This is a genomic window from Allobosea sp. (assembly GCF_035944895.1).
Lineage (GTDB): Bacteria > Pseudomonadota > Alphaproteobacteria > Rhizobiales > Beijerinckiaceae > Allobosea.
Genome location: NZ_DASZAT010000010.1, coordinates 918,224 through 936,096 on the forward strand (window position 1 = coordinate 918,224; position 17,873 = coordinate 936,096).

Below are 17,873 nucleotides of genomic sequence, written 5' to 3' on the forward strand. Positions count from 1 at the left end.
TGACCCTGGGGGCGCCAGGCCATACCAGCGTCCGCTTATCCTCAACCAGACCACCCAGGAGTGAAAAAGAATGACGGATTGGCCCGTATACGGCGAGATCAGCGGCCCGATCGTGATGATCGGCTTCGGTTCGATCGGCCGCGGGACACTGCCGCTGATCGAGCGGCATCTCAAATTCGACAAGAGCCGGTTCGTTGTGATCGCACCCGACGACGACAACCGCGCCCTTCTGGACGAGCGCGGTATCCGCTTCATCCAGGAAGCCGTGACGCTCGAGAACTACAAGACCATGCTGGAGCCGCTGCTGACCGCGGGCGGTGGCCAGGGCTTCTGCGTCAACCTGTCCTGCGACACCGGCTCGCGCGACCTGATGGAATTCTGCTCCAGCCTCGGAGCCCTCTATATCGACACGGTCAACGAGCCCTGGCTCGGCTTCTATTTCGACGAGACGAAGGGCCCGGGCGAGCGCTCGAACTATGCGCTGCGCGAGATGACTCTCGCTGCCAAGCGCGCCCGCGCGCCGGGCTCGACCACGGCCGTCTCCTGCTGCGGCGCCAACCCCGGCATGGCCTCCTGGCTGGCCAAGAAGGCTCTGCTCAACATCGCCTCCGACATGCGCCTCAACGTGCCGCAGCCGACCACCCGCGAGGAATGGGCCGGGCTGATGAAGCAGGTCGGCGTCAAGGGCATCCACATCGCCGAACGCGACACACAGCGCTCGAAGAACCCCAAGCCGCCGGGCGTCTTCGTCAACACCTGGTCCGTCGAGGGCTTCATCTCCGAGGGTGTCCAGCCGGCCGAGCTGGGCTGGGGCACCCATGAGAAGTGGATGCCGGACAACGCCCGCACCCACGAGACCGGCTCGCAGGCAGCGATCTACCTGATGCAGCCCGGCGCCGAGACCAAGGTGCGCAGCTGGTGCCCGACCCCGGGCCCCCAATACGGCTTCCTGGTAACGCATAACGAGTCGATCTCGATCGCCGACTACTTCACCGTACGCGACGAGGCCGGCAAGGCGATCTACCGGCCGACCTGCCACTACGCCTATCACCCGGCCAACGACGCGGTACTCTCGCTGCACGAGATGTTCGGCAATGCCGGCCGGCCACAGGAAGAGCACCACATCCTCGAGGAGAACGAGGTCATCGACGGCATCGACGAGCTCGGCGTGCTGCTCTACGGCCACGACAAGGGCGCCTACTGGTTCGGCTCACAGCTCTCGACGGACGAAGCGCGCAAGCTCGCCCCCTACCAGACCGCGACCGGCCTGCAGGTCACGTCCGCCGTGCTCGCCGGCATGGTCTGGGCGCTGGAGAACCCCAAGGCCGGCATCGTCGAGGTCGAGGAGATGGATCTCGACCGCTGCCTTTCGATCCAGATGCCCTATCTCGGCCCAGTGAAGGGCTACTACACCGACTGGACGCCGCTCGATGGCCGCCCGGGACTGTTCCCGGAGGACATCGATACCAGCGATCCCTGGCAGTTCAGGAACATCCTGGTGCGCTGACGCCAAAGCAAAAGGCCCGCCTCACGGCGGGCCTTTTCAGTTCATGCGTGCCGCCGCTCAGAAACGCGGCGTCGAGAAGCTGTTGGCGAAGGGGTTGGCGCCCGAGCCGATGCGCGAAGGCAGCGTGCCTTCGCCATAGAGCTCGCCGGACGAAAAGTAGACCGGGCTCGCGACGATGTTCTGCGTCGCATAGCGGTTCATGCTGCCGACGGGCACGACCTTGCCGGCGTCGAAATAGCTGCGCTTCTGGACGGTGACACGCAGCGGACGGCGCTGCTGCTGCGCCTCGGCCACAGACGCAGCAAAGGTAACGGCTGCGACCGACAAAGCGAGGCCGGCGGCGAGACGGGAAAGCGAACGCATGACGATCTCCTGAAGCGGTTGCCCCCGCCGAGATTGCGGCGAACCGGCTATCGCCGACGATACAAGTCCAGAGTTAATGCTTTTATTGCGCCTCGCCAGTGCACGGCCGCAACACGAGGCCGTTACCGCGTCTGCGCATGCTTGGCGCTGGTCGGCCGCAGTGCCGGGGCCTTGCCGTCGGCATCGAGCCAGGAGCCCTTGCGGCCGGTTGCCGCCAGCCGCGGCACCGAGCAGCCCTGCCGGCGGTTGAGTTCGGTGCGGGCGAAACTGGCGCGCAGCTCGGGATCGTCGCCGGCGCTCAGAAGATCGATCCGGTCGATCAGGCAGATCAATTGCGCCCGGTCGGCCGGCCGTGCCTCGCTGCCGCACCACCAGCCGGAAAAGGAGAGATGCGCCGATGCGTCGAGATGGCGGAAGGCGATGCAGGCCCGCCCTGCCGCGCCGTCGCTCAGGCCGATATCGGCAGTCTCGACAGTGCCGAACTTGGTCTCGATCATGGTCGCCGCGCCGCTGCGCCCGACCGAGAGCCCGCGCGCCGCGCTTTCGCGCACCAGCGTGATCACGAAGGGTTGCGCCAGCCCGGCGAGCGCCTTCTGCACCTGCGCATCGCGATTGACCTGGAACTTGAGCGACAGGAAGGACTTGCTGTCGGCGAATTCACCGAAGCTCAGCACGTCCTCGCGGCGTTGACTGTCCTGGCTCCGCCGCGCCTCATAGGTGCTGCGCTTGTCGAGCTCGGGCGATTCCAGGCCGAACAGCGCGATCGGGCGGCCGATCATCACCCAGCCCTCCTGCCCGGCGGCGATCGGGAGCGCCTGCAGGCGAACGTCGCGGATCAGGGGAGCTGCCGAAGCTTCGGCCGGCGAAGCGAGGCTCGCCAGTGCCGGGTCCGAGGAGCCCGACGAAAGACCGGCGACGAGCACCGCGGTCAGGCTGACTCCGGTCAGGGCCGCCAGGCCGCGCCAGACAAGGCCGCCGGTCAGGCCGATCGCGCCGGAACGGAGGGCGCGCCGGACCGGCCGCATGATCCGTGCAAGGCCGGTCTCGGCTGCGTCGGCGACATCCACCAGCCGCGCTGCAAGATCGAAGCGGCTCGGTGCGGCGTTCGCCAGGTCCTGCAGACGCGGCTGAAGGCGTTGCCCGCTTTCCTGCAGGCGCAGCTTGAAACGCTGCCAGATGGCGCTGATCTCGTCCCCGGACACGACAATACCCAACCCGTTGGACGGCCCACACCCCTGCAAGCCGCTTCGTCCCACTCGCAGGTGAGCTTTCACTGGCTGCCATGAGCAGGCCGTTACCGGGCGCGATCCATCGCGAAACAGGGTCAATGGCCGGTAAGGAGGCAGGGTTAATGGCGAAGCGCCAGCAGGACGATTGACTTTTTACGGCAGCTTGTGTTTGGGATTGCGCGCCGGACACTTATCTCCCGGCTTCGCGATGATGCTCAGGTTGGCTCAGTGACGTTCCGTCTGACGACGAAAACCACGACCAAAACGACGGCCGGGAAAACCCGGACGTCGCACTGACACGTCGCCTCGATTCCGGGTTCTCCCCCCCGGCCGGGGTCAACCGGCCGAACCCGCAAGCGAGATGAGCGGCGACGGCCTCCCCGGGGAGACTGAACCGGTTTCGCCAGAAGGAATTACCAGCATGAGCTTCAAGGTCGCGATCGTCGGCGCCACAGGCAATGTCGGCCATGAGATGCTCGACATCCTCGCCGAGCGCGCTTTCCCCGTCAGCGAGGTGGTGGCCCTTGCCTCCTCCCGCTCGGTCGGCACCGAGGTCTCCTTCGGCGACAAGACGCTGAAGGTGAAGGCGCTCGAGCATTACGACTTCTCCGACACTGACATCTGCCTGATGTCGGCCGGCGGCGCGGTCTCGAAGGAATGGTCGCCGAAGATCGGCGCGCAGGGCGCCGTCGTGATCGACAACTCGTCGACCTGGCGCATGCACCCTGACGTGCCGCTGATCGTGCCCGAAGTGAACGCCGCCGCCGCGGCCGGCTTCAGCAAGATGAACATCATCGCCAACCCGAACTGCTCGACCGCGCAGCTCGTCGTGGCCCTGAAGCCGCTGCATGAACGCTTCGGCGTCAAGCGCGTCGTCGTCTCGACCTATCAGTCGGTCTCCGGCGCCGGCAAGGAGGCGATGGACGAGCTCTTCAACCAGACCCGCTCGGTCTTCGCCGCCGGCGAGGTCGAAGCGAAGAAGTTCTCCAAGCGCATCGCCTTCAACGTCATTCCGCACATCGACGTCTTCATGGAAGACGGCTTCACCAAGGAAGAGTGGAAGATGATGGCGGAGACCAAGAAGATCCTCGATCCGAAGATCAAGCTGACCGCCACCTGCGTGCGCGTGCCGGTCTTCATCGGCCATTCCGAGAGCGTCAACATCGAGTGCGAGAAGCCGATCACTGCCGAGGAGGCGCGCGAGGTGCTGCGCACCGCCCCCGGCATCCTCGTCATCGACAAGCACGAGCCCGGTGGCTACATCACCCCGCACGAGGCGGCCGGCGAGGATGCAACCTATATCTCGCGCATCCGCGAGGACGCCACGGTCGAGAACGGCCTCGCCTTCTGGTGCGTTTCGGACAATCTGCGCAAGGGCGCCGCGCTCAACGCGGTCCAGATCGCCGAGGTGCTGGTCAACCGCAAGCTGATCCAGCCACGCAAGCAGGCGGCCTGAATCGAGCCGGCTGATTTAAAGAAAATTTCAAGGCGGGCCTCGTGCCCGCCTTTTTCTTGCGCGGACGCATGGCGGCCGTGCCGGATTTGCGCGAGGGATCGCCCGGATCATCGGCTAGGGTCAGCCGGCCCATCGAGATTCGCCAAAGCCCTTGCCCGACACCTTGACCAGAGTGCCTCTGCCGGTCGAACCAGCTCCGGCCGAGCCGCCGCAACGCCCTGCGCCGCGGCGCGACAACAGCCTGCGTGGCATCGGCCTGATGCTGCTCGGCAGCGTTTTCCTCTCCGCTGCCGACGTCGCCTCGAAATACCTGACCGCCACGACACCGGCGATCCAGGTCGTCTGGCTGCGCTATGCCGCCTTCGCCCTGATCATGCTGGCGGTCGCCGCCCCCGGCGGCTTCGCGCAGCTGAAGCCGCGACGAGCGAGCATGCAGATCCTGCGCGGCGTCGCCGTCACGGTCTCCTCGATCCTGTTCGTCTCGTCGCTGCGCTATCTGCCGATCGCCGATGCGACCGCGACCAGTTTCGTCTCGCCGCTCTTCGTCACGGCGCTTTCGATCCCGATCCTCGGCGAGAAGATCGGCTGGCGGCGCTGGACCGCGACCGCCGTCGGCCTGATCGGCGTGCTGATCGTCGTTCGTCCCGGGGGCAGCGATTTCCAGGCGGCCTCGATGCTGCCGGTACTCTCGGCCGCGACCTGGGCTTTCGCCCTGATCGTCACCCGGATGATGAGCGCCACCGAAAACCCGGTCACGACGCTCGCCTGGTCGGCGGTCGTCGGCTGCATCCTGCTCTCGGCGCTCCAGCCCCTGACCTGGCAGCCGCTGTCGACGGAGGCGCTGCTGGTCGGCCTCTTCATCGGCGTCTCCTCGACGGTCGGGCACTGGTTCGTGATCCAGGCCTTCCGGCATGCCGACGCTTCGCTGCTGGCGCCGTTCTCCTATGTCCAGCTGCTCTGGGCTTCGGCTTTCGGCTTCATCCTGTTTTCGGTGCTACCCGATGCCTTCACCTGGTTCGGCTCGGCGATCATCATCGCGTCGGGCCTCTACACCGCCCATCGCGAACGGATCAGGGCCCGGAAGGTCACCGGGAGATAGGCGAAGCTGCATCCAGGCGAAGGTTGGCGCTCTATCCAGAGCATCGTCCTCATCCTAGCCTCGCATCGTAATGACCTCTTTCATTCGGCTCGGTCGCCGAGCCTTCCTCACCGCCGGCTCGGCCTTGCTATCGGCCTGCTCGCCGCTCGGCTTGCTCAATGCGTTCACCCCGGCCGATTCGGGCGGCCGCCTCGCTGCGGGCGGCCTCGCCTACGGCCCGGACGAGCGCCACAAGCTCGATGTCTATGTGCCCCAGCAAGGCGCAAGCCCCATGCCGGTCATGGTCTTTCTCTATGGCGGGGGCTGGAACAGCGGCGAGCGGTCGGACTACGGCTTCGTCGGCCGTGCCTTCGCGGCGCAAGGCTTCGTCACCGTCGTCCCCGACTATCGCCTGGTCCCGCAGGTCCTCTTCCCTGCTTTCGTCGACGACGGCGCGCTGGTCCTGCGCTGGGTCCGCGACCACATCGCGCCCTATGGCGGCGATCCCACCGGGATCGCGCTGAGCGGTCATTCGGCCGGCGCGTACAATGCGATGATGCTGTCGCTCGACGGGCGTTTCCTCGCCCGAGCAGGATTGCCACCCCGCTTCATTCGCAGCGTCGCCGGCCTAGCTGGGCCCTATGATTTCCTGCCGCTCGACGACCCGCGCAGCATCGCCGCCTTCGGCGAATTCCCGCGTCTCGCCGAGACACAGCCGATCAGCTTCGCCAGCGCCCTTGCGCCGCGCATCTTCCTCGCCACCGGCGATGGGGACGAGACGGTCAGGCCGCGCAACAGCGTCGCGCTCGCCGCGAAACTTCGGGCTACCGGGGCAACGGTCGAGCTGAAGAGCTATCCCGGTCTCGGCCACGCCGGCATCCTGCTCGCGCTGAACGCCGGCTTCCGCAGCCGCGCTCCGGTTCTCGCCGATATCGTTCGCTTTACCCGCGCTCAGCCCCGTTTGTCCGCGACGCCATAGCGGGTCATGAACATCGTCACCGCCTCGCCGACGACGCGCGCGATCTCGTCCTCGCTCGGCGGCGTGCGCACCGCATTGAACAGGCGCGGGCGCATCAGGGTCGATTGCGCGAGGTCGACGAACTGCGCCGCCGCCAGGGCCGTGTCCGCGATCGCCAATTCGCCCTTGGCGACGCGCTGATCAAGAAATGCCGCCAGATGCCGCGCGCCCTGCATCGGGCCGCGCTCGTAGAATTCACGGCCGAGATCGGGCATGCGCTCGGCGACCCCGAGCACGATCCGGTGTGCGCTCATCGCGAAGGGGCCGGTCAGCAGCCGCACCAGACCGGCACCGAAATTCGTCAGCGCAAGGGCAAGATCAGGCTCTTCGGCGAGGGCCTCATACATGCCCTGCTTCTGCTTCTCGCGCTCGCGTTCGATCAGCGCGACGAAGAGATGCTCCTTGTCTTCGAAATAGACATAGAGCGTGCCCTTGGAGACGTTCGCCGCCGCGGCGATGTCGTTCATGCTGGCTGCATCGAAACCACGCGCCGCGAACACGGCATGCGCCCCTTCCAGAATCTGGTGGCGCTTCTCGGGATCGGCGCCCGCGACCCGCCGGTTGCGGGAGATCGCCTTGACATGTCGCGGCTCGAGCGTCGCGCTCATTCTGTTCCATCCGTCCCGCGCATAGTCGCGCTTGCAAAAATAATCGAACCGATCGGTTCGAATTCCTCTTGATATGCACCCCATACGGCGCTATTTCAAGCGCAATCGAACCGAGTGGTTCGAAACCAGATTGTCAGGGCATTGTCACCATGACTGCCGAAACCACCCTTGAAAAGCGCCTTGAGCCACGCCGCGACCGTTTGAAGCTGGTCGACCCGGCGCTGGAACAGACTCCCGCGCCCCTCGAAAACCGCAAGCCGAGCGAGGACGTCGCCGCCCCACCCCAGGCCGGCGAGAAGCCGGCGCGCAAGCGCAGCGGCGTCAAGCGTGTCGCGCTGATCCTGGTCGCCGGAACGGCCCTCGCCGCCGGCCTCTGGTATGGCATCGACTGGTGGCGCAATGGCCGCTTCATCGTCTCGACCGACGACGCCTATGTCGGCGCCGAGATGGCGACGATCTCGGCCAAGCTGCCCGCCAACATCGCCACGATCGCGGTGACGCAGAACCAGGAGATCAAGGCCGGCCAGCCCCTCGTCAAGCTCGACGATGGCGACCAGCGCATCGCGCTGGAGAGCGCCCAGGCCAAGAGCGCGACTGCCAAGGCGACGCTCTCACGCATCGACGCGCAGATCGAAGCCGCTCGTGCCAGCCTCCAGCAGGCGCAGGCGCAGCAGATTTCGGCCGAGGCCGCCGTCACCCGCACCACCGCCGATTTCGACCGCGCCCACAACCTCGCCGCCAAGTCCTATGGTTCGCAGGCGACCCTGGACGCCGCCACCGCAGCACGCGACCAGGCCGTCGCCTCGCTCGCCAGCGCCAAGGCCGGCGTCGTGCAAGCGCAGGCCAATATCGAGGTGCTGAAGGCACAGCGCGTCGAGGCCGCCCGCCAGATCGACGAGCTTAAGGTCGCCGAGGACAAGGCCGCGCGCGATCTCTCCTTCATGTCGATCTCGGCGCCGATCGACGGCCTCGTCGCCAACACCAACATGCAGCTTGGCGATCTCGTCAGCGCCGGCAAGCGCCTGATGTCGATCGTGCCGCTCGACAAGGTCTATGTCGACGCCAACTTCAAGGAGACGCAGGTCGGCCCGCTGAAGATCGGCGACAGGGCGAAGATCACCGTCGACGCCCTGCCCGGCCAGGTCTTCGACGGCACGGTCAGCGGCATCGCCGGCGGCACCGGCTCGGTCTTCACCTTGCTGCCGCCCGACAACGCCACCGGCAACTTCACCAAGATCGTGCAGCGCGTGCCGGTTCGCATCGCCCTGTCACCTGAATCCGCCGGCAAGCACATTCTGCGCCCGGGCATGTCGGTCGTGGTCTCGATCGACCCGCGCCCGAATGCGGCCAGGTAATCGGAGCCCGTTCCGACCGGCTTGCGCGCCAACCGGTCGGCAAAACGGTCTCATACTGAAAGTGAGAGACGGATTCACCGATCAGATCGATCCCAGCTGATCGGATCCGGCTCTCGCCGGGCCCTCGACCCGAGGAGCCGTTCCTGACCGGGGAACGGCGATGCGCCAAGGCTCAACCGCCCCTTCTGGGCCAAAGCGCACCGCGCCTCACGGCGCTCCTCGGGCCGAGGGCCCGGCTTCGTAAACCAGACAGAAATCTCCTGTCGAGGAGGCCGCATGGCCACCGCCACGACCGCCATCCCGGCCGCCGCACCGGCTGCCGACGCCATTCCGCTGCGCCGGATCTTCGCCTTCCTGGCGATGGTCTTCGGCATGTTCATGGCGATCCTCGACATCCAGATCGTCTCGGCCTCGCTCGCCGAGATCCAGGCCGGCCTGTCCGCGTCCAGCGACGAGATCGCCTGGGTCCAGACCGCCTATCTGATCGCCGAAGTCATCATGATCCCCTTGTCCGGCTATCTCAGCCGGGCGCTGTCGACCCGCGTCTTCTTCTCGATCGCCGCCGCCGGCTTCACGGTCTCGAGCATCCTCTGCGCCACCTCCAGCTCGATCAACGAGATGATTCTCTGGCGCGCGATCCAGGGCTTCATCGGCGGCGGCATGATTCCCGGCGTCTTCGCCGCGGCCTTCACCATCTTCCCGGCCTCCAAGCGACCGATCGTCTCGCCGCTGATCGGCCTGATCGCGACGCTCGCCCCGACGATCGGGCCGACGGTCGGCGGCTATCTCAGCCACGCCTTCTCCTGGCACTGGCTCTTCCTGGTCAATGTCGTCCCCGGCATCGCCGTCACCATCGCGGCCTGGAACCTGATCGACTTCGACAAGCCCGATCACAGCCTGCTCAAGCGCTTCGACTGGATCGGCCTCGGCGCCATGGCCGCCTTCCTCGGCAGCATGGAATACGTGCTCGAGGAAGGCACGCGGCTCGACTGGTTCGAGAGCCACGAGATCGTCCTGTTCTCCTTCGTGATGGTCGTCGGCGCCGTCCTGTTCTTCTGGCGGGCGCTGACGCGCGACGATCCGCTGGTCGATCTCTACGCCTTCAGGAACCGCAACTTCGCCTTCGGCTCGCTGTTCTCCTTCACCATGGGCATCGGCCTTTACGGCCTGACCTATCTCTATCCGGTCTATCTCGGGCGCATTCGCGGCTATGACGCGCTGATGATCGGCGAGACCATGTTCGTCACCGGCCTCGCCATGTTCCTGACGGCGCCGATCGCGGGACGCCTCTCGGCCAAGCTCGACCCGCGCATCATGATGATGATCGGCTTCGGCGGCTTCGCGCTCGGCACCTACATCGCCTCTGGGATCACCGCCGACTGGGACTTCTATGAGCTCCTGGTGCCGCAGATCCTGCGCGGTTGCTCGCTGATGCTGTGCATGGTGCCGATCAACAATCTCGCCCTCGGCACCTTGCCGCCGCAGCAGCTCAAGAATGCCTCCGGTCTCTACAACCTCACCCGAAATCTCGGCGGCGCGGTCGGGCTCGCCGTCATCAACACCCTGCTCAACAGCCGCACCGACCTGCACATCACGCGCCTGCACGAGGCTGTCGCCGCCGGCCGTCAGATCGCCGAAGAGAACCTCGCCTCGATGACGCAGCGCTTCATCGAATATGGCGACGCCGCCCAGTCGATGGCGCTGAAGCTGCTGACCCAGCGGGCTCACAAGCAGGCGCTGGTCATGGCCTTCGGCGACGTCTTTCTCGGCCTGACCGTGATCTTCGGCGCCCTGGTGCTGCTGTCCCTCTTTATGACCAAGCCGCCGGCGGCCAAGCCTGGAGCCGGGGGCGGCGGGCACTAGGAGGCTCGCCAAATGGGTCGCCTGCACCGTGGACAACCCCCTGATGCGTCTTGCCGCAGGTGCGAAGAGATTGACAGTCGGCTTCGGAGACGGCAAAAATACTAACAATATCAGTAGTTTAGATAAATTCTAAACTACAGCACGGCGATTTTCGAGTTGGAAGGCGTTCATGAGCATTCTGTCCCTCAAGGATGGCAGCCCGGCGCGAGCCCAGGCGGAGCAGATCCCCTGGCCGCAGAAGGCCCCCGCCGCCTGCCCGATCAGCGCGGTCAAGGCGCGCCTGCGCAGCGTCGGCCTGCGTCCGACCCGCCAGCGCATGGCGCTGGGCTGGCTGCTCTTTGCCAAGGGCGACCGCCATGTCAGCGCCGAGATGCTCTACGAGGAGGCGCTGCGTGCCCGCGAGCCGCTCTCGCTCGCGACCGTCTACAACACGCTGCGTCAGTTCTCCGAGGCCGGCCTGCTGCGCCAGGTCTCGGTCTCCGGGCCGAAGACCTTCTTCGACACCAATGTCTCGGAGCACCACCACTTCTACAACGAGGACGACGAGACCGTCGTCGACATCCCGGGTTCCGAGATTCACGTCTCGGGCCTGCCGGTCGCGCCGGAAGGCATGATGATCTCCTCGGTCGAGGTGATCGTGCGCCTGCGTCGCGCCGATGGCGAGGAGACGGTGACGAAGGTCGCCGGGGGCCACCGGGCGTGATCGTCTGCTCCTGCAACGTTCTTTCCTGCCGTCAGATCAAGGGCACCATTGCTCCTGACGGCAGCGGTCCGCGCACTGCGGGCGAGGCCTATGATTGCCTCGGCTGCAGCCCGGACTGCGGACGTTGTGCCCGCGAAGTCCGTTCCCTGCTCGTTGAGGCGCGCGCCGCCTGCGCCAGCCAGTGCCATAGCTGCGCCAGCCACGATGTCGAATGTGCCGTGCATGTCTCGGTCGGCCTGATGATGGCCGGCATCGAGGAGAACGACGACCGCGTCGCCGCTTGAGGGCGCCGCGGTTTTTCTCCTCCGTGGGCGTTTTTCCGCCCTTCCCTTTTCGCTCCAGCCGCTCTACATTAGGATCATTCTAATGTAGTCGATTGCGAGGAGAGCGGCATGAAGGGCGACAAGAAGGTCATCGAATACCTCAACAAGGGCCTGCGCTCCGAGCTCACGGCCATCAACCAGTATTGGCTGCACTACCGGATGCTCGACAATTGGGGGCTGAAGGACATGGCCAAGACCTGGAAGAAGGAATCGATCGAGGAGATGGTCCACGCCGACCGTTTCGTCGACCGTATCCTCTTCCTCGAAGGCTTCCCGAACCTCCAGACGCTTGACGCGCTGCGCATCGGCGAGAACGTCAAGGAAGTGATCGAGTGCGACCTCAAGGCCGAGGTCGAGGCGCGCTCCCTCTATCAGGAAGCTGCGAAGTACTGCCGCGATGTTGGCGACTACCCCTCCGAGGACCTGTTCAAGGCGCTGATGAAGGACGAGGAAGGCCATATCGACTTCTTGGAGACCCAGCTCGACCTGATCGGCCGCATCGGCCTCGAGCTCTACACCCAGAAGCATGTCGGCGGGCTCGAGGGCGACGAGCACTGACCTTCGGCAGCAGTTTCAAAGGGGCGATCGACCGGGCCTGGTGACAGGCCCGGTTTTTTTGTTGCACAAGCGCCTCCCCAAACGCTGCAACGCGTGCCAGAAAGCGGCCCTCGGCATGAAGGGGTGGGCGAATGGGTACGATCGTCGCAGTCGCGCGGGACGAAGGCCACCGCTTCAGCAAACCGCTCCTGCCGGCGATTCGCCTGCTCGCCGGTCTCGGTGTCGAAGGAGATGCCCATTGCGGCGAGACGGTGAAACACCGCTCGCGCGTCGCCGTCGATCCGACGCAGCCGAATTTGCGTCAGGTCCACCTGATCCATGCAGAGCTGTTCGAAGAGCTCGCAGCTGGCGGTTTTGCGCTCCGGCCCGGCGATATGGGCGAGAACGTCACCACGCGCGGGATCGACCTGCTTGCCTTGCCCACCGGCGCCCGCTTGCGGCTCGGCTCCGACGCTCTCGTCGAAGTCACCGGCCTGCGCAATCCATGCGTTCAGATCGAGGCCTTCCGGCCCGGCCTGCTCAAGGCCGTGCTCGGCCGCGACACCGACGGAAACCTGATCCGCAAGGCCGGCGTCATGGGAATCGTGCTGGAGGGCGGCGAGGTCCGCCCCGGCGATTCGATCGAGATCGGCTTGCCCGCCTTGCCGCATCGGGCCCTCGAACGCGTTTGAGGCGGCGGAGCCTTCCGGCCCGCCGCCTCATCGAAGCGTCAAGAACACAGGCCGGTCAGGCCGATACAGCCTGACCGAAGGGATGCGCTCGCGAACAGCTACTCAGAGGAAGCTGATGTTCGCAGCCTCCGGGCCCTTCTTGCCGGCGCGGATCGAGAAGCGCACGCGCTGCCCGTCCATCGGCGGCTGCAGGCCGCTGCGGCTCAGCGACGAGACGTGCAAGAACACGTCCGGCCCACCCTTGTCGGGGGCGATGAAGCCGAAGCCACGATCGGTGTTGAAGAATTTGACGGCGCCGTCGAACGGGCCTTCCATCGGGGCGCTCGCGCCACGATCGAAGCCGCCGCGATCGCCGCGGTCGAAGCCTCCGCGGTCAAAGCCGCCACGGTCGCCGCGGTCATAACCGCCGCCACCGCCATAGCCACCGCCGAAATCGTCACGCGGCGGGCGCGGCGAGAACGGACGGCCACCGCCACCCGGGCCGCCGGCGCCACGCGGCGCGGCAGGGGCTGCGGTCGAGGCATCGATCTCGTGGACGGAGACGACCTGCAGGCCGCGCCGGCCTTCGCCGAGATCACAGATGATGGTCGCACCGGGCTGCAGATCCTGCGGATCCTGCGGGCCGATGGCCGAGATGTGGAGAAACACGTCGCCGGAACCGTCCGCCGGAGAGGCAAAGCCGAAGCCTTTCTCCGGATCGAACCACTTGACCTTGGCTTCGATATTCTCGTGGGTGACGAAGGGCGCCGGGGCGGCGGGCTTACGACGATCGAACATGCAGCTTCAACGATAGTGACCGGGAGCACGCAATCTAGCGCAAGCTTCCGGGTTCGTCATCGGTGCGGCGCAGCAAAAATGCTTGTCCGGCGAAATCGTGCCGGATCGCAAATTTTTTCCCCAACGACCGCCGTTTCAAGCGGCGGATTGCTTAAAACTCACCCGTTCCGGAGCAGACGTCAACTGTCCTGTCCGGGCTCCGCTTCCGAGCAGCGGATCATTTGCACCTTTTTCGGCATTTCGCCGACGGCCGGGATGAACTGCCCGGTCTGTGGATCGAGCAGCATGAGCATGCCAGTCGCGACCGCGAAGTACGCGCCGTGCAGATGCAGCCTGCCCTTGCCCTCAAGAATGCTGATGCAAGGGAAGGTGCGCAGGTTCGCGAGCGACTGCTGGACCGAAAGCAGAGCGAGGCGCTCGACATAATCGTCCAGGGTCTCGTTCCGGCCGCGACCGCCTGAGCGCCTGGCCGCGGGCTCGACCAGCGTGATCCAGCGGCCGATGAAATCGCCGGACGACAGCGGTCCCTGCGTATCGTCGGCGAAGGCCTTGATGCCACCGCAGCGGCCGTGGCCGAGTACGACGATATGCTCGACCTTCAGCGCCTGGACACCGTATTCGAGCGCGGCCGAGGTGCCGTGCAGCTGATCGTCCGGCGAGAAGGGCGGGATCAGGTTGGCGATGTTGCGGATCACGAACATCTCGCCAGGGCTCGCATCGAAGATCACCTCCGGCGAGACGCGCGAATCGCAGCAGCCGATCAGCATGATCTTCGGCGTCTGCCCGCTCTCGGCGAGCTTTTCGTAGCGGCTCTGCTCCCGGACGAAGCGGTCGTCGAGGAAGGCGCGATAGCCTTCCGTCAGGCGCTGCGGGAACGGCTGAGGAGTTGGCTGGTCCATGGCGCAAGTAAGGGCCAGAAGGCGAGTGCCTTCGTCAAGAGCCGCCGGTGATGATTCTGCTGCAGCGCAGCATCAAATCTCGCAAAGCCGCTTCTGCAATCGCGCCGCCAGCACCTCGCCCTCGCCCTGGATCAGGATGCGCTTCAAGCGCGCGCTCGCACCGGCCGTCAGCGAAACGTGCGAGCGGGGGACCGAAAATTCCTTGGCCAGCAGCGCGATCAGCGCGGCATTGGCCTCGCCCTCGCTGGGCGCAGCCCTGACCCTGGCTTTGAGCACCTGGCGCCCGTCGGCCAGCGTTTCGACGCCGTCGAGACCATCGCGCCCGCCGCGCGGCGTCAGGCGAATCGAGAGCGCCAGCCCATCGGGCGTGGCGGACCAGGCAGCCAACCGGCTAGAAGACGTTGGGATAGATGTAGCGGGTGATCACGCTCTGGATGAAGAAGATCAGCAGCAGCAGGATGATCGGCGAGATGTCGATGCCGCCGAGATTGGGCAGCATGTTACGGATCGGCCGCAGCGCCGGCTCGGTGATGCGGTAAAGGAAATCCCAGACCGTCGAGACGAACTGGTTGCGGGTGTTGACGACGTTGAACGCGATCAGCCAGCTCAGCACCGCCGAGGCGATCAGGATCCAGACATAGAGGTTCAGCGCCAGCATCACGACGTCGAGAACGGCACGCATCGAGCAGCATCTCCGAGAAGGCCGGGCGCTCTGCGACGAGCCCCCACAAAACTCCTGCCGCAAGCGATTGACAGGAGCGCAACGCAAGGCCTAGAAGGCCAGCGCCCTGGGGGCTGTAGCTCAGATGGGAGAGCGCTGCAATCGCACTGCAGAGGTCAGGGGTTCGAATCCCCTCAGCTCCACCAGGCCCAACGACTGATCGTTGATCTCCCAAAATCATGCCGCTGAAGCAGCTCGAGCGATAGCGTCGCCTTGGCTGCCAGCGCTTGCGGTGCCTAGTATCGGAGCCCCGCCTCGAGCCGCCCGGCAGCGCGACGATGACCCGCTACCCCATGTTCAACCCGCAGCTGCTGCAGAGCTTCGTCGCGGTCTGCGAGAGCATGAGCTTCACCCGCGCCGCCGAGCGGGTCTCGCTGTCGCAATCGACCGTCAGCCAGCAGGTCCGGCGGCTGGAGGAGATGCTGGGCAGGCCTCTGTTCGAGCGCAACCCTCATCAGGTCCAGCTCACCGAGGAGGGCAGCCGGCTGCTGAGCTATGCAAGGCGCATCCTGGCTCTGCACGAAGAGGCCCATGACGCACTGACCGGCTTCTGGCGCGACGGCGTCCTGAGGCTCGGCATGCCCGAGGATTTCACCGTCCCGACCGCCGGCCTGCTCGCCGGGTTCAGCCTGGCGGAGCCGCATCTGCGGCTCGACGTCACCAGCGGACTCAGCGCCGATCTCTACAGCGCCTATGAGCGTGAGGAACTGGACCTGATCCTGGTCAAGCAGCGCCGCCGCCAGCCACCGCGCGCCGCGCGGCCCGAGCCATTGCTCTGGCTCGACAGCCTGGCCCACCCCGCCATTGAGCGAGCGCCGGTGCCGCTGGCGGTGTTCCCGCTCAACGGGCTCTACCGCGAGGAACTGTGCGAGGCGCTGGACGGTCTCGGCATACGCTGGCGCGTCAGCTACGCCAGCACGAGCCTGGCTGCTCTCATCGCCGCCTCCGCCGCTGGTCTCGGCCTGACCCTGCTTCCGGCGAGTTGCCGACAGCAGAGCCACCGTGTGCTTGGGGCGGCGGAAGGCCTGCCGGACGTGACCGGCTTCGAACTGGCGCTCTACTACCGCGACAATGCTCCGGACGCGGCCATAGCGCTCGCCGGACAACTCAGCGCCTTCTGCGGGCTGGAGCCATAGGCGGTTTTTTTGAGGCTCGCTTCCGGCTATCGGCCTGGACACATTGATCATTGTCAAATCGAATGATCATCATGGGCAAACATCGCTGCCACCGCGGACGCCTCTCCCGTAGATGGAGCGGCACCAACATCCAGTCCGGGGAAACGACATGGGCAGCGTGCAGCACCAGAGCCGCAGGGGCTTTCTCATGCAGACGGGTCAGCTTACCACAGCCGCCGCGGTCATCGGCCTTGCCGGTGGCGGCGCCGAAGCGGCTCCGAGCAAGCCCGAGAAAGACACCGGCAAGACCAATGTCACGACACTGACGGCTCCCCACTACTATCTTGGCGGCGTCCGGCTCGAAGACGGCTTCGATTATGACGGCGACATCGTGGTCGGCACCCGCACCAGCCTCTACACGCTGGAGATCAAGGACGGGATAATCGCCGCCCTGCATCCGGCCGGCGCCGCCCTCTCCGCCACCTTGCCGCGCTACGATGCCGGCGGCCAGCTCGCGCTCCCGGCGATGCGCGACATGCACATCCATCTCGACAAGACCTTCTATGGCGGCCCCTGGCAGGCGCCACGCCCGCGCCAGGGCAAGACGATCATGGACATGATCGCGCTGGAGGAGAAGCTGATCCCGACGCTGCTGCCGACCTCGCAGGAGCGTGCCGAAGGCCTGATCGCTCTCCTGCAGTCAAAGGGCACCACCACCGCCCGCAGCCATTGCAACATCGATCCGGTCAGCGGCCTGAAGAGCCTGGAGCACCTGCTGCTCGCGCTCGAAAAGCACCGCGATGATTTCAGCTGCGAGATCGTCGCCTTCCCGCAGCACGGCCTGCTGCACTCCAAGGTCGACGGGCTGATGCGCGAGGCCATGAAGATGGGCGTGCAGTATGTCGGCGGCCTCGATCCGACCAATATCGACAAGGCTATGGAGAAGTCGCTCGACGCGATGTTCCAGATCGCGCTCGACACCGGCAAGGGCGTCGACATCCACCTGCACGAAACCGGCCCGTCCGGCGCTGCCGCGGTCACCTACATGATCGACACCGTCGAGAAGAACCCGGCCCTGCGCGGCAAGGTGACGATCAGCCATGGCTTTGCCCTGGCGACCATGGCGCCCGGCCTGCAGGCCGAGACGATCCAGCGCCTTTCGGCCCAGAAGATGACGATCGCCTCGACCGTGCCGCTCGGCGCCCTGACGATGCCGCTGCCGCAATTGCAGGACAAGGGCGTCTTCGTGATGACGGGGACCGACAGCGTGATCGACCACTGGTCGCCCTTCGGCAGCGGCGACATGCTGGAGCGGTCCTATTTCTACGCGCAGGTCTACCGCAACTCCGACGAGTTCCGTCTGTCGCGCTCGCTCGCCATCGCCACCGGCGGCGTCCTGCCGCTCGACGACGAAGGCAAGCGCGCCTGGCCGAAGGTCGGCGATACCGCCGGCTTCACCCTGGTCGGCGCCAGCTGCTCGGCCGAGGCCGTCGCCCGCGTTCCGGCACGCAGCGCCACCTTCCACAAGGGGCGGATGGTCTATGGCAGCGTAGCCAAGGCTTGACGCTCATAAGGCCGAGACGAGATTGCCGGCGCGCCCGAGGTCCGGGCGCGCCGCACCTGTTCCTG

Annotated in this window: 19 protein-coding genes and 1 tRNA gene; 13 read left to right on the forward strand and 7 right to left on the reverse strand. The window is 66.0% G+C overall.

Annotation, left to right across the window (positions count from 1 at the left end):
• Positions 1-70: 70 nt before the first annotated feature.
• Positions 71-1,507 (forward strand): homospermidine synthase, encoded by a 1,437-nt coding sequence (locus VGV58_RS20045; protein ID WP_326875785.1) that lies wholly within the window; start codon positions 71-73, stop codon positions 1,505-1,507.
• Positions 1,508-1,564: 57 nt separating this feature from the next.
• Here VGV58_RS20045 and VGV58_RS20050 read toward each other — a convergent pair whose 3' ends face one another.
• Entirely contained in the window at positions 1,565-1,870 is a 306-nt protein-coding gene (locus VGV58_RS20050; protein WP_326875786.1) for a hypothetical protein, read from the reverse strand.
• Positions 1,871-1,992: 122 nt separating this feature from the next.
• Positions 1,993-3,072 (reverse strand): hypothetical protein, encoded by a 1,080-nt coding sequence (locus VGV58_RS20055; protein ID WP_326875787.1) that lies wholly within the window; start codon positions 3,070-3,072, stop codon positions 1,993-1,995.
• Positions 3,073-3,520: 448 nt separating this feature from the next.
• Here VGV58_RS20055 and VGV58_RS20060 point away from each other — a divergent pair, with 448 nt between their 5' ends.
• The 3 genes from VGV58_RS20060 (at position 3,521) to VGV58_RS20070 (ending at position 6,612) form a co-directional block, all read left to right on the forward strand.
• The gene (locus tag VGV58_RS20060) at positions 3,521-4,555 is read left to right on the forward strand and encodes an aspartate-semialdehyde dehydrogenase (protein WP_326875788.1); all 1,035 of its coding nucleotides are present in this window, start codon (positions 3,521-3,523) and stop codon (positions 4,553-4,555) included.
• 172 nt (positions 4,556-4,727) lie between these two features.
• On the forward strand, positions 4,728-5,654 hold the full coding sequence (locus VGV58_RS20065; protein ID WP_326876175.1) for a DMT family transporter: 927 nt from the start codon (positions 4,728-4,730) through the stop codon (positions 5,652-5,654).
• Between the two features lie 70 nt (positions 5,655-5,724).
• A complete protein-coding gene (locus VGV58_RS20070; RefSeq protein ID WP_326875789.1) occupies positions 5,725-6,612 on the forward strand; it encodes an alpha/beta hydrolase in 888 nt (295 codons plus the stop codon).
• Here the strand turns inward: VGV58_RS20070 and VGV58_RS20075 are convergent.
• On the reverse strand, positions 6,585-7,259 hold the full coding sequence (locus tag VGV58_RS20075) for a TetR/AcrR family transcriptional regulator (RefSeq protein WP_326875790.1): 675 nt from the start codon (positions 7,257-7,259) through the stop codon (positions 6,585-6,587). The genes VGV58_RS20070 and VGV58_RS20075 overlap by 28 nt on opposite strands.
• Before the next feature lie 149 nt (positions 7,260-7,408).
• Here VGV58_RS20075 and VGV58_RS20080 point away from each other — a divergent pair, with 149 nt between their 5' ends.
• From VGV58_RS20080 to VGV58_RS20105, 6 genes are all read left to right on the forward strand, one after another.
• Complete coding sequence (locus VGV58_RS20080; RefSeq protein ID WP_326875791.1) at positions 7,409-8,614, forward strand: HlyD family secretion protein; 1,206 nt, start codon at positions 7,409-7,411, stop codon at positions 8,612-8,614.
• 276 nt (positions 8,615-8,890) lie between these two features.
• Entirely contained in the window at positions 8,891-10,477 is a 1,587-nt protein-coding gene (locus tag VGV58_RS20085; protein WP_326875792.1) for a DHA2 family efflux MFS transporter permease subunit, read from the forward strand.
• A 169-nt stretch (positions 10,478-10,646) separates the two neighbouring features.
• Positions 10,647-11,180, forward strand: coding sequence for an iron response transcriptional regulator IrrA (irrA, locus tag VGV58_RS20090; RefSeq protein ID WP_326875793.1), 534 nt, complete (start codon positions 10,647-10,649; stop codon positions 11,178-11,180).
• Positions 11,177-11,464: a (2Fe-2S)-binding protein gene (locus tag VGV58_RS20095; protein WP_091836568.1), complete on the forward strand. Its 288-nt coding sequence runs from the start codon at positions 11,177-11,179 to the stop codon at positions 11,462-11,464. Before irrA ends, VGV58_RS20095 begins: the two co-directional genes overlap by 4 nt.
• Before the next feature lie 108 nt (positions 11,465-11,572).
• Positions 11,573-12,061, forward strand: coding sequence for a bacterioferritin (bfr, locus tag VGV58_RS20100; RefSeq protein WP_057191938.1), 489 nt, complete (start codon positions 11,573-11,575; stop codon positions 12,059-12,061).
• 131 nt (positions 12,062-12,192) lie between these two features.
• A complete protein-coding gene (locus VGV58_RS20105) occupies positions 12,193-12,732 on the forward strand; it encodes an MOSC domain-containing protein (RefSeq protein WP_326875794.1) in 540 nt (179 codons plus the stop codon).
• Positions 12,733-12,834: 102 nt separating this feature from the next.
• Here VGV58_RS20105 and VGV58_RS20110 read toward each other — a convergent pair whose 3' ends face one another.
• The 4 genes from VGV58_RS20110 to VGV58_RS20125 form a co-directional block, all read right to left on the reverse strand.
• Positions 12,835-13,509 carry a cold-shock protein gene (locus VGV58_RS20110; RefSeq protein ID WP_326875795.1) on the reverse strand — a complete coding sequence of 225 codons (675 nt, stop codon included), beginning with the start codon at positions 13,507-13,509 and terminating at the stop codon, positions 12,835-12,837.
• 179 nt (positions 13,510-13,688) lie between these two features.
• A complete protein-coding gene (locus VGV58_RS20115) occupies positions 13,689-14,408 on the reverse strand; it encodes a carbonic anhydrase (RefSeq protein ID WP_326875796.1) in 720 nt (239 codons plus the stop codon).
• Between the two features lie 72 nt (positions 14,409-14,480).
• Positions 14,481-14,795, reverse strand: a complete 315-nt coding sequence (locus VGV58_RS20120; RefSeq protein ID WP_326875797.1) for a DUF167 family protein — start codon at positions 14,793-14,795, stop codon at positions 14,481-14,483.
• Between the two features lie 4 nt (positions 14,796-14,799).
• Positions 14,800-15,090: a YggT family protein gene (locus VGV58_RS20125; protein ID WP_091836582.1), complete on the reverse strand. Its 291-nt coding sequence runs from the start codon at positions 15,088-15,090 to the stop codon at positions 14,800-14,802.
• A gap of 109 nt (positions 15,091-15,199) precedes the next feature.
• On the opposite strand from VGV58_RS20125, the gene VGV58_RS20130 reads away from it, so the two are divergent.
• The 3 genes from VGV58_RS20130 (at position 15,200) to VGV58_RS20140 (ending at position 17,808) form a co-directional block, all read left to right on the forward strand.
• Positions 15,200-15,275, forward strand: a tRNA-Ala gene (locus tag VGV58_RS20130).
• A 132-nt stretch (positions 15,276-15,407) separates the two neighbouring features.
• Positions 15,408-16,265, forward strand: coding sequence for a LysR family transcriptional regulator (locus tag VGV58_RS20135; protein ID WP_326875798.1), 858 nt, complete (start codon positions 15,408-15,410; stop codon positions 16,263-16,265).
• A 187-nt stretch (positions 16,266-16,452) separates the two neighbouring features.
• Complete coding sequence (locus VGV58_RS20140) at positions 16,453-17,808, forward strand: amidohydrolase family protein (protein ID WP_326875799.1); 1,356 nt, start codon at positions 16,453-16,455, stop codon at positions 17,806-17,808.
• Positions 17,809-17,873 lie beyond the last annotated feature (65 nt).

Coding starts and splice junctions, on each gene's coding strand:
- VGV58_RS20085 (WP_326875792.1), top strand. CDS start 8,891: ATGGCCACCGCCACGACCGCCATCCCGGCCGCCGCACCGGCTGCCGAC.
- bfr (WP_057191938.1), top strand. CDS start 11,573: ATGAAGGGCGACAAGAAGGTCATCGAATACCTCAACAAGGGCCTGCGC.
- VGV58_RS20070 (WP_326875789.1), top strand. CDS start 5,725: ATGACCTCTTTCATTCGGCTCGGTCGCCGAGCCTTCCTCACCGCCGGC.
- VGV58_RS20080 (WP_326875791.1), top strand. CDS start 7,409: ATGACTGCCGAAACCACCCTTGAAAAGCGCCTTGAGCCACGCCGCGAC.
- VGV58_RS20140 (WP_326875799.1), top strand. CDS start 16,453: ATGCAGACGGGTCAGCTTACCACAGCCGCCGCGGTCATCGGCCTTGCC.
- VGV58_RS20045 (WP_326875785.1), top strand. CDS start 71: ATGACGGATTGGCCCGTATACGGCGAGATCAGCGGCCCGATCGTGATG.
- VGV58_RS20135 (WP_326875798.1), top strand. CDS start 15,408: ATGACCCGCTACCCCATGTTCAACCCGCAGCTGCTGCAGAGCTTCGTC.
- VGV58_RS20060 (WP_326875788.1), top strand. CDS start 3,521: ATGAGCTTCAAGGTCGCGATCGTCGGCGCCACAGGCAATGTCGGCCAT.
- irrA (WP_326875793.1), top strand. CDS start 10,647: ATGAGCATTCTGTCCCTCAAGGATGGCAGCCCGGCGCGAGCCCAGGCG.
- VGV58_RS20115 (WP_326875796.1), bottom strand. CDS start 14,408: ATGGACCAGCCAACTCCTCAGCCGTTCCCGCAGCGCCTGACGGAAGGC.
- VGV58_RS20110 (WP_326875795.1), bottom strand. CDS start 13,509: ATGTTCGATCGTCGTAAGCCCGCCGCCCCGGCGCCCTTCGTCACCCAC.
- VGV58_RS20075 (WP_326875790.1), bottom strand. CDS start 7,259: ATGAGCGCGACGCTCGAGCCGCGACATGTCAAGGCGATCTCCCGCAAC.
- VGV58_RS20105 (WP_326875794.1), top strand. CDS start 12,193: ATGGGTACGATCGTCGCAGTCGCGCGGGACGAAGGCCACCGCTTCAGC.
- VGV58_RS20125 (WP_091836582.1), bottom strand. CDS start 15,090: ATGCGTGCCGTTCTCGACGTCGTGATGCTGGCGCTGAACCTCTATGTC.
- VGV58_RS20050 (WP_326875786.1), bottom strand. CDS start 1,870: ATGCGTTCGCTTTCCCGTCTCGCCGCCGGCCTCGCTTTGTCGGTCGCA.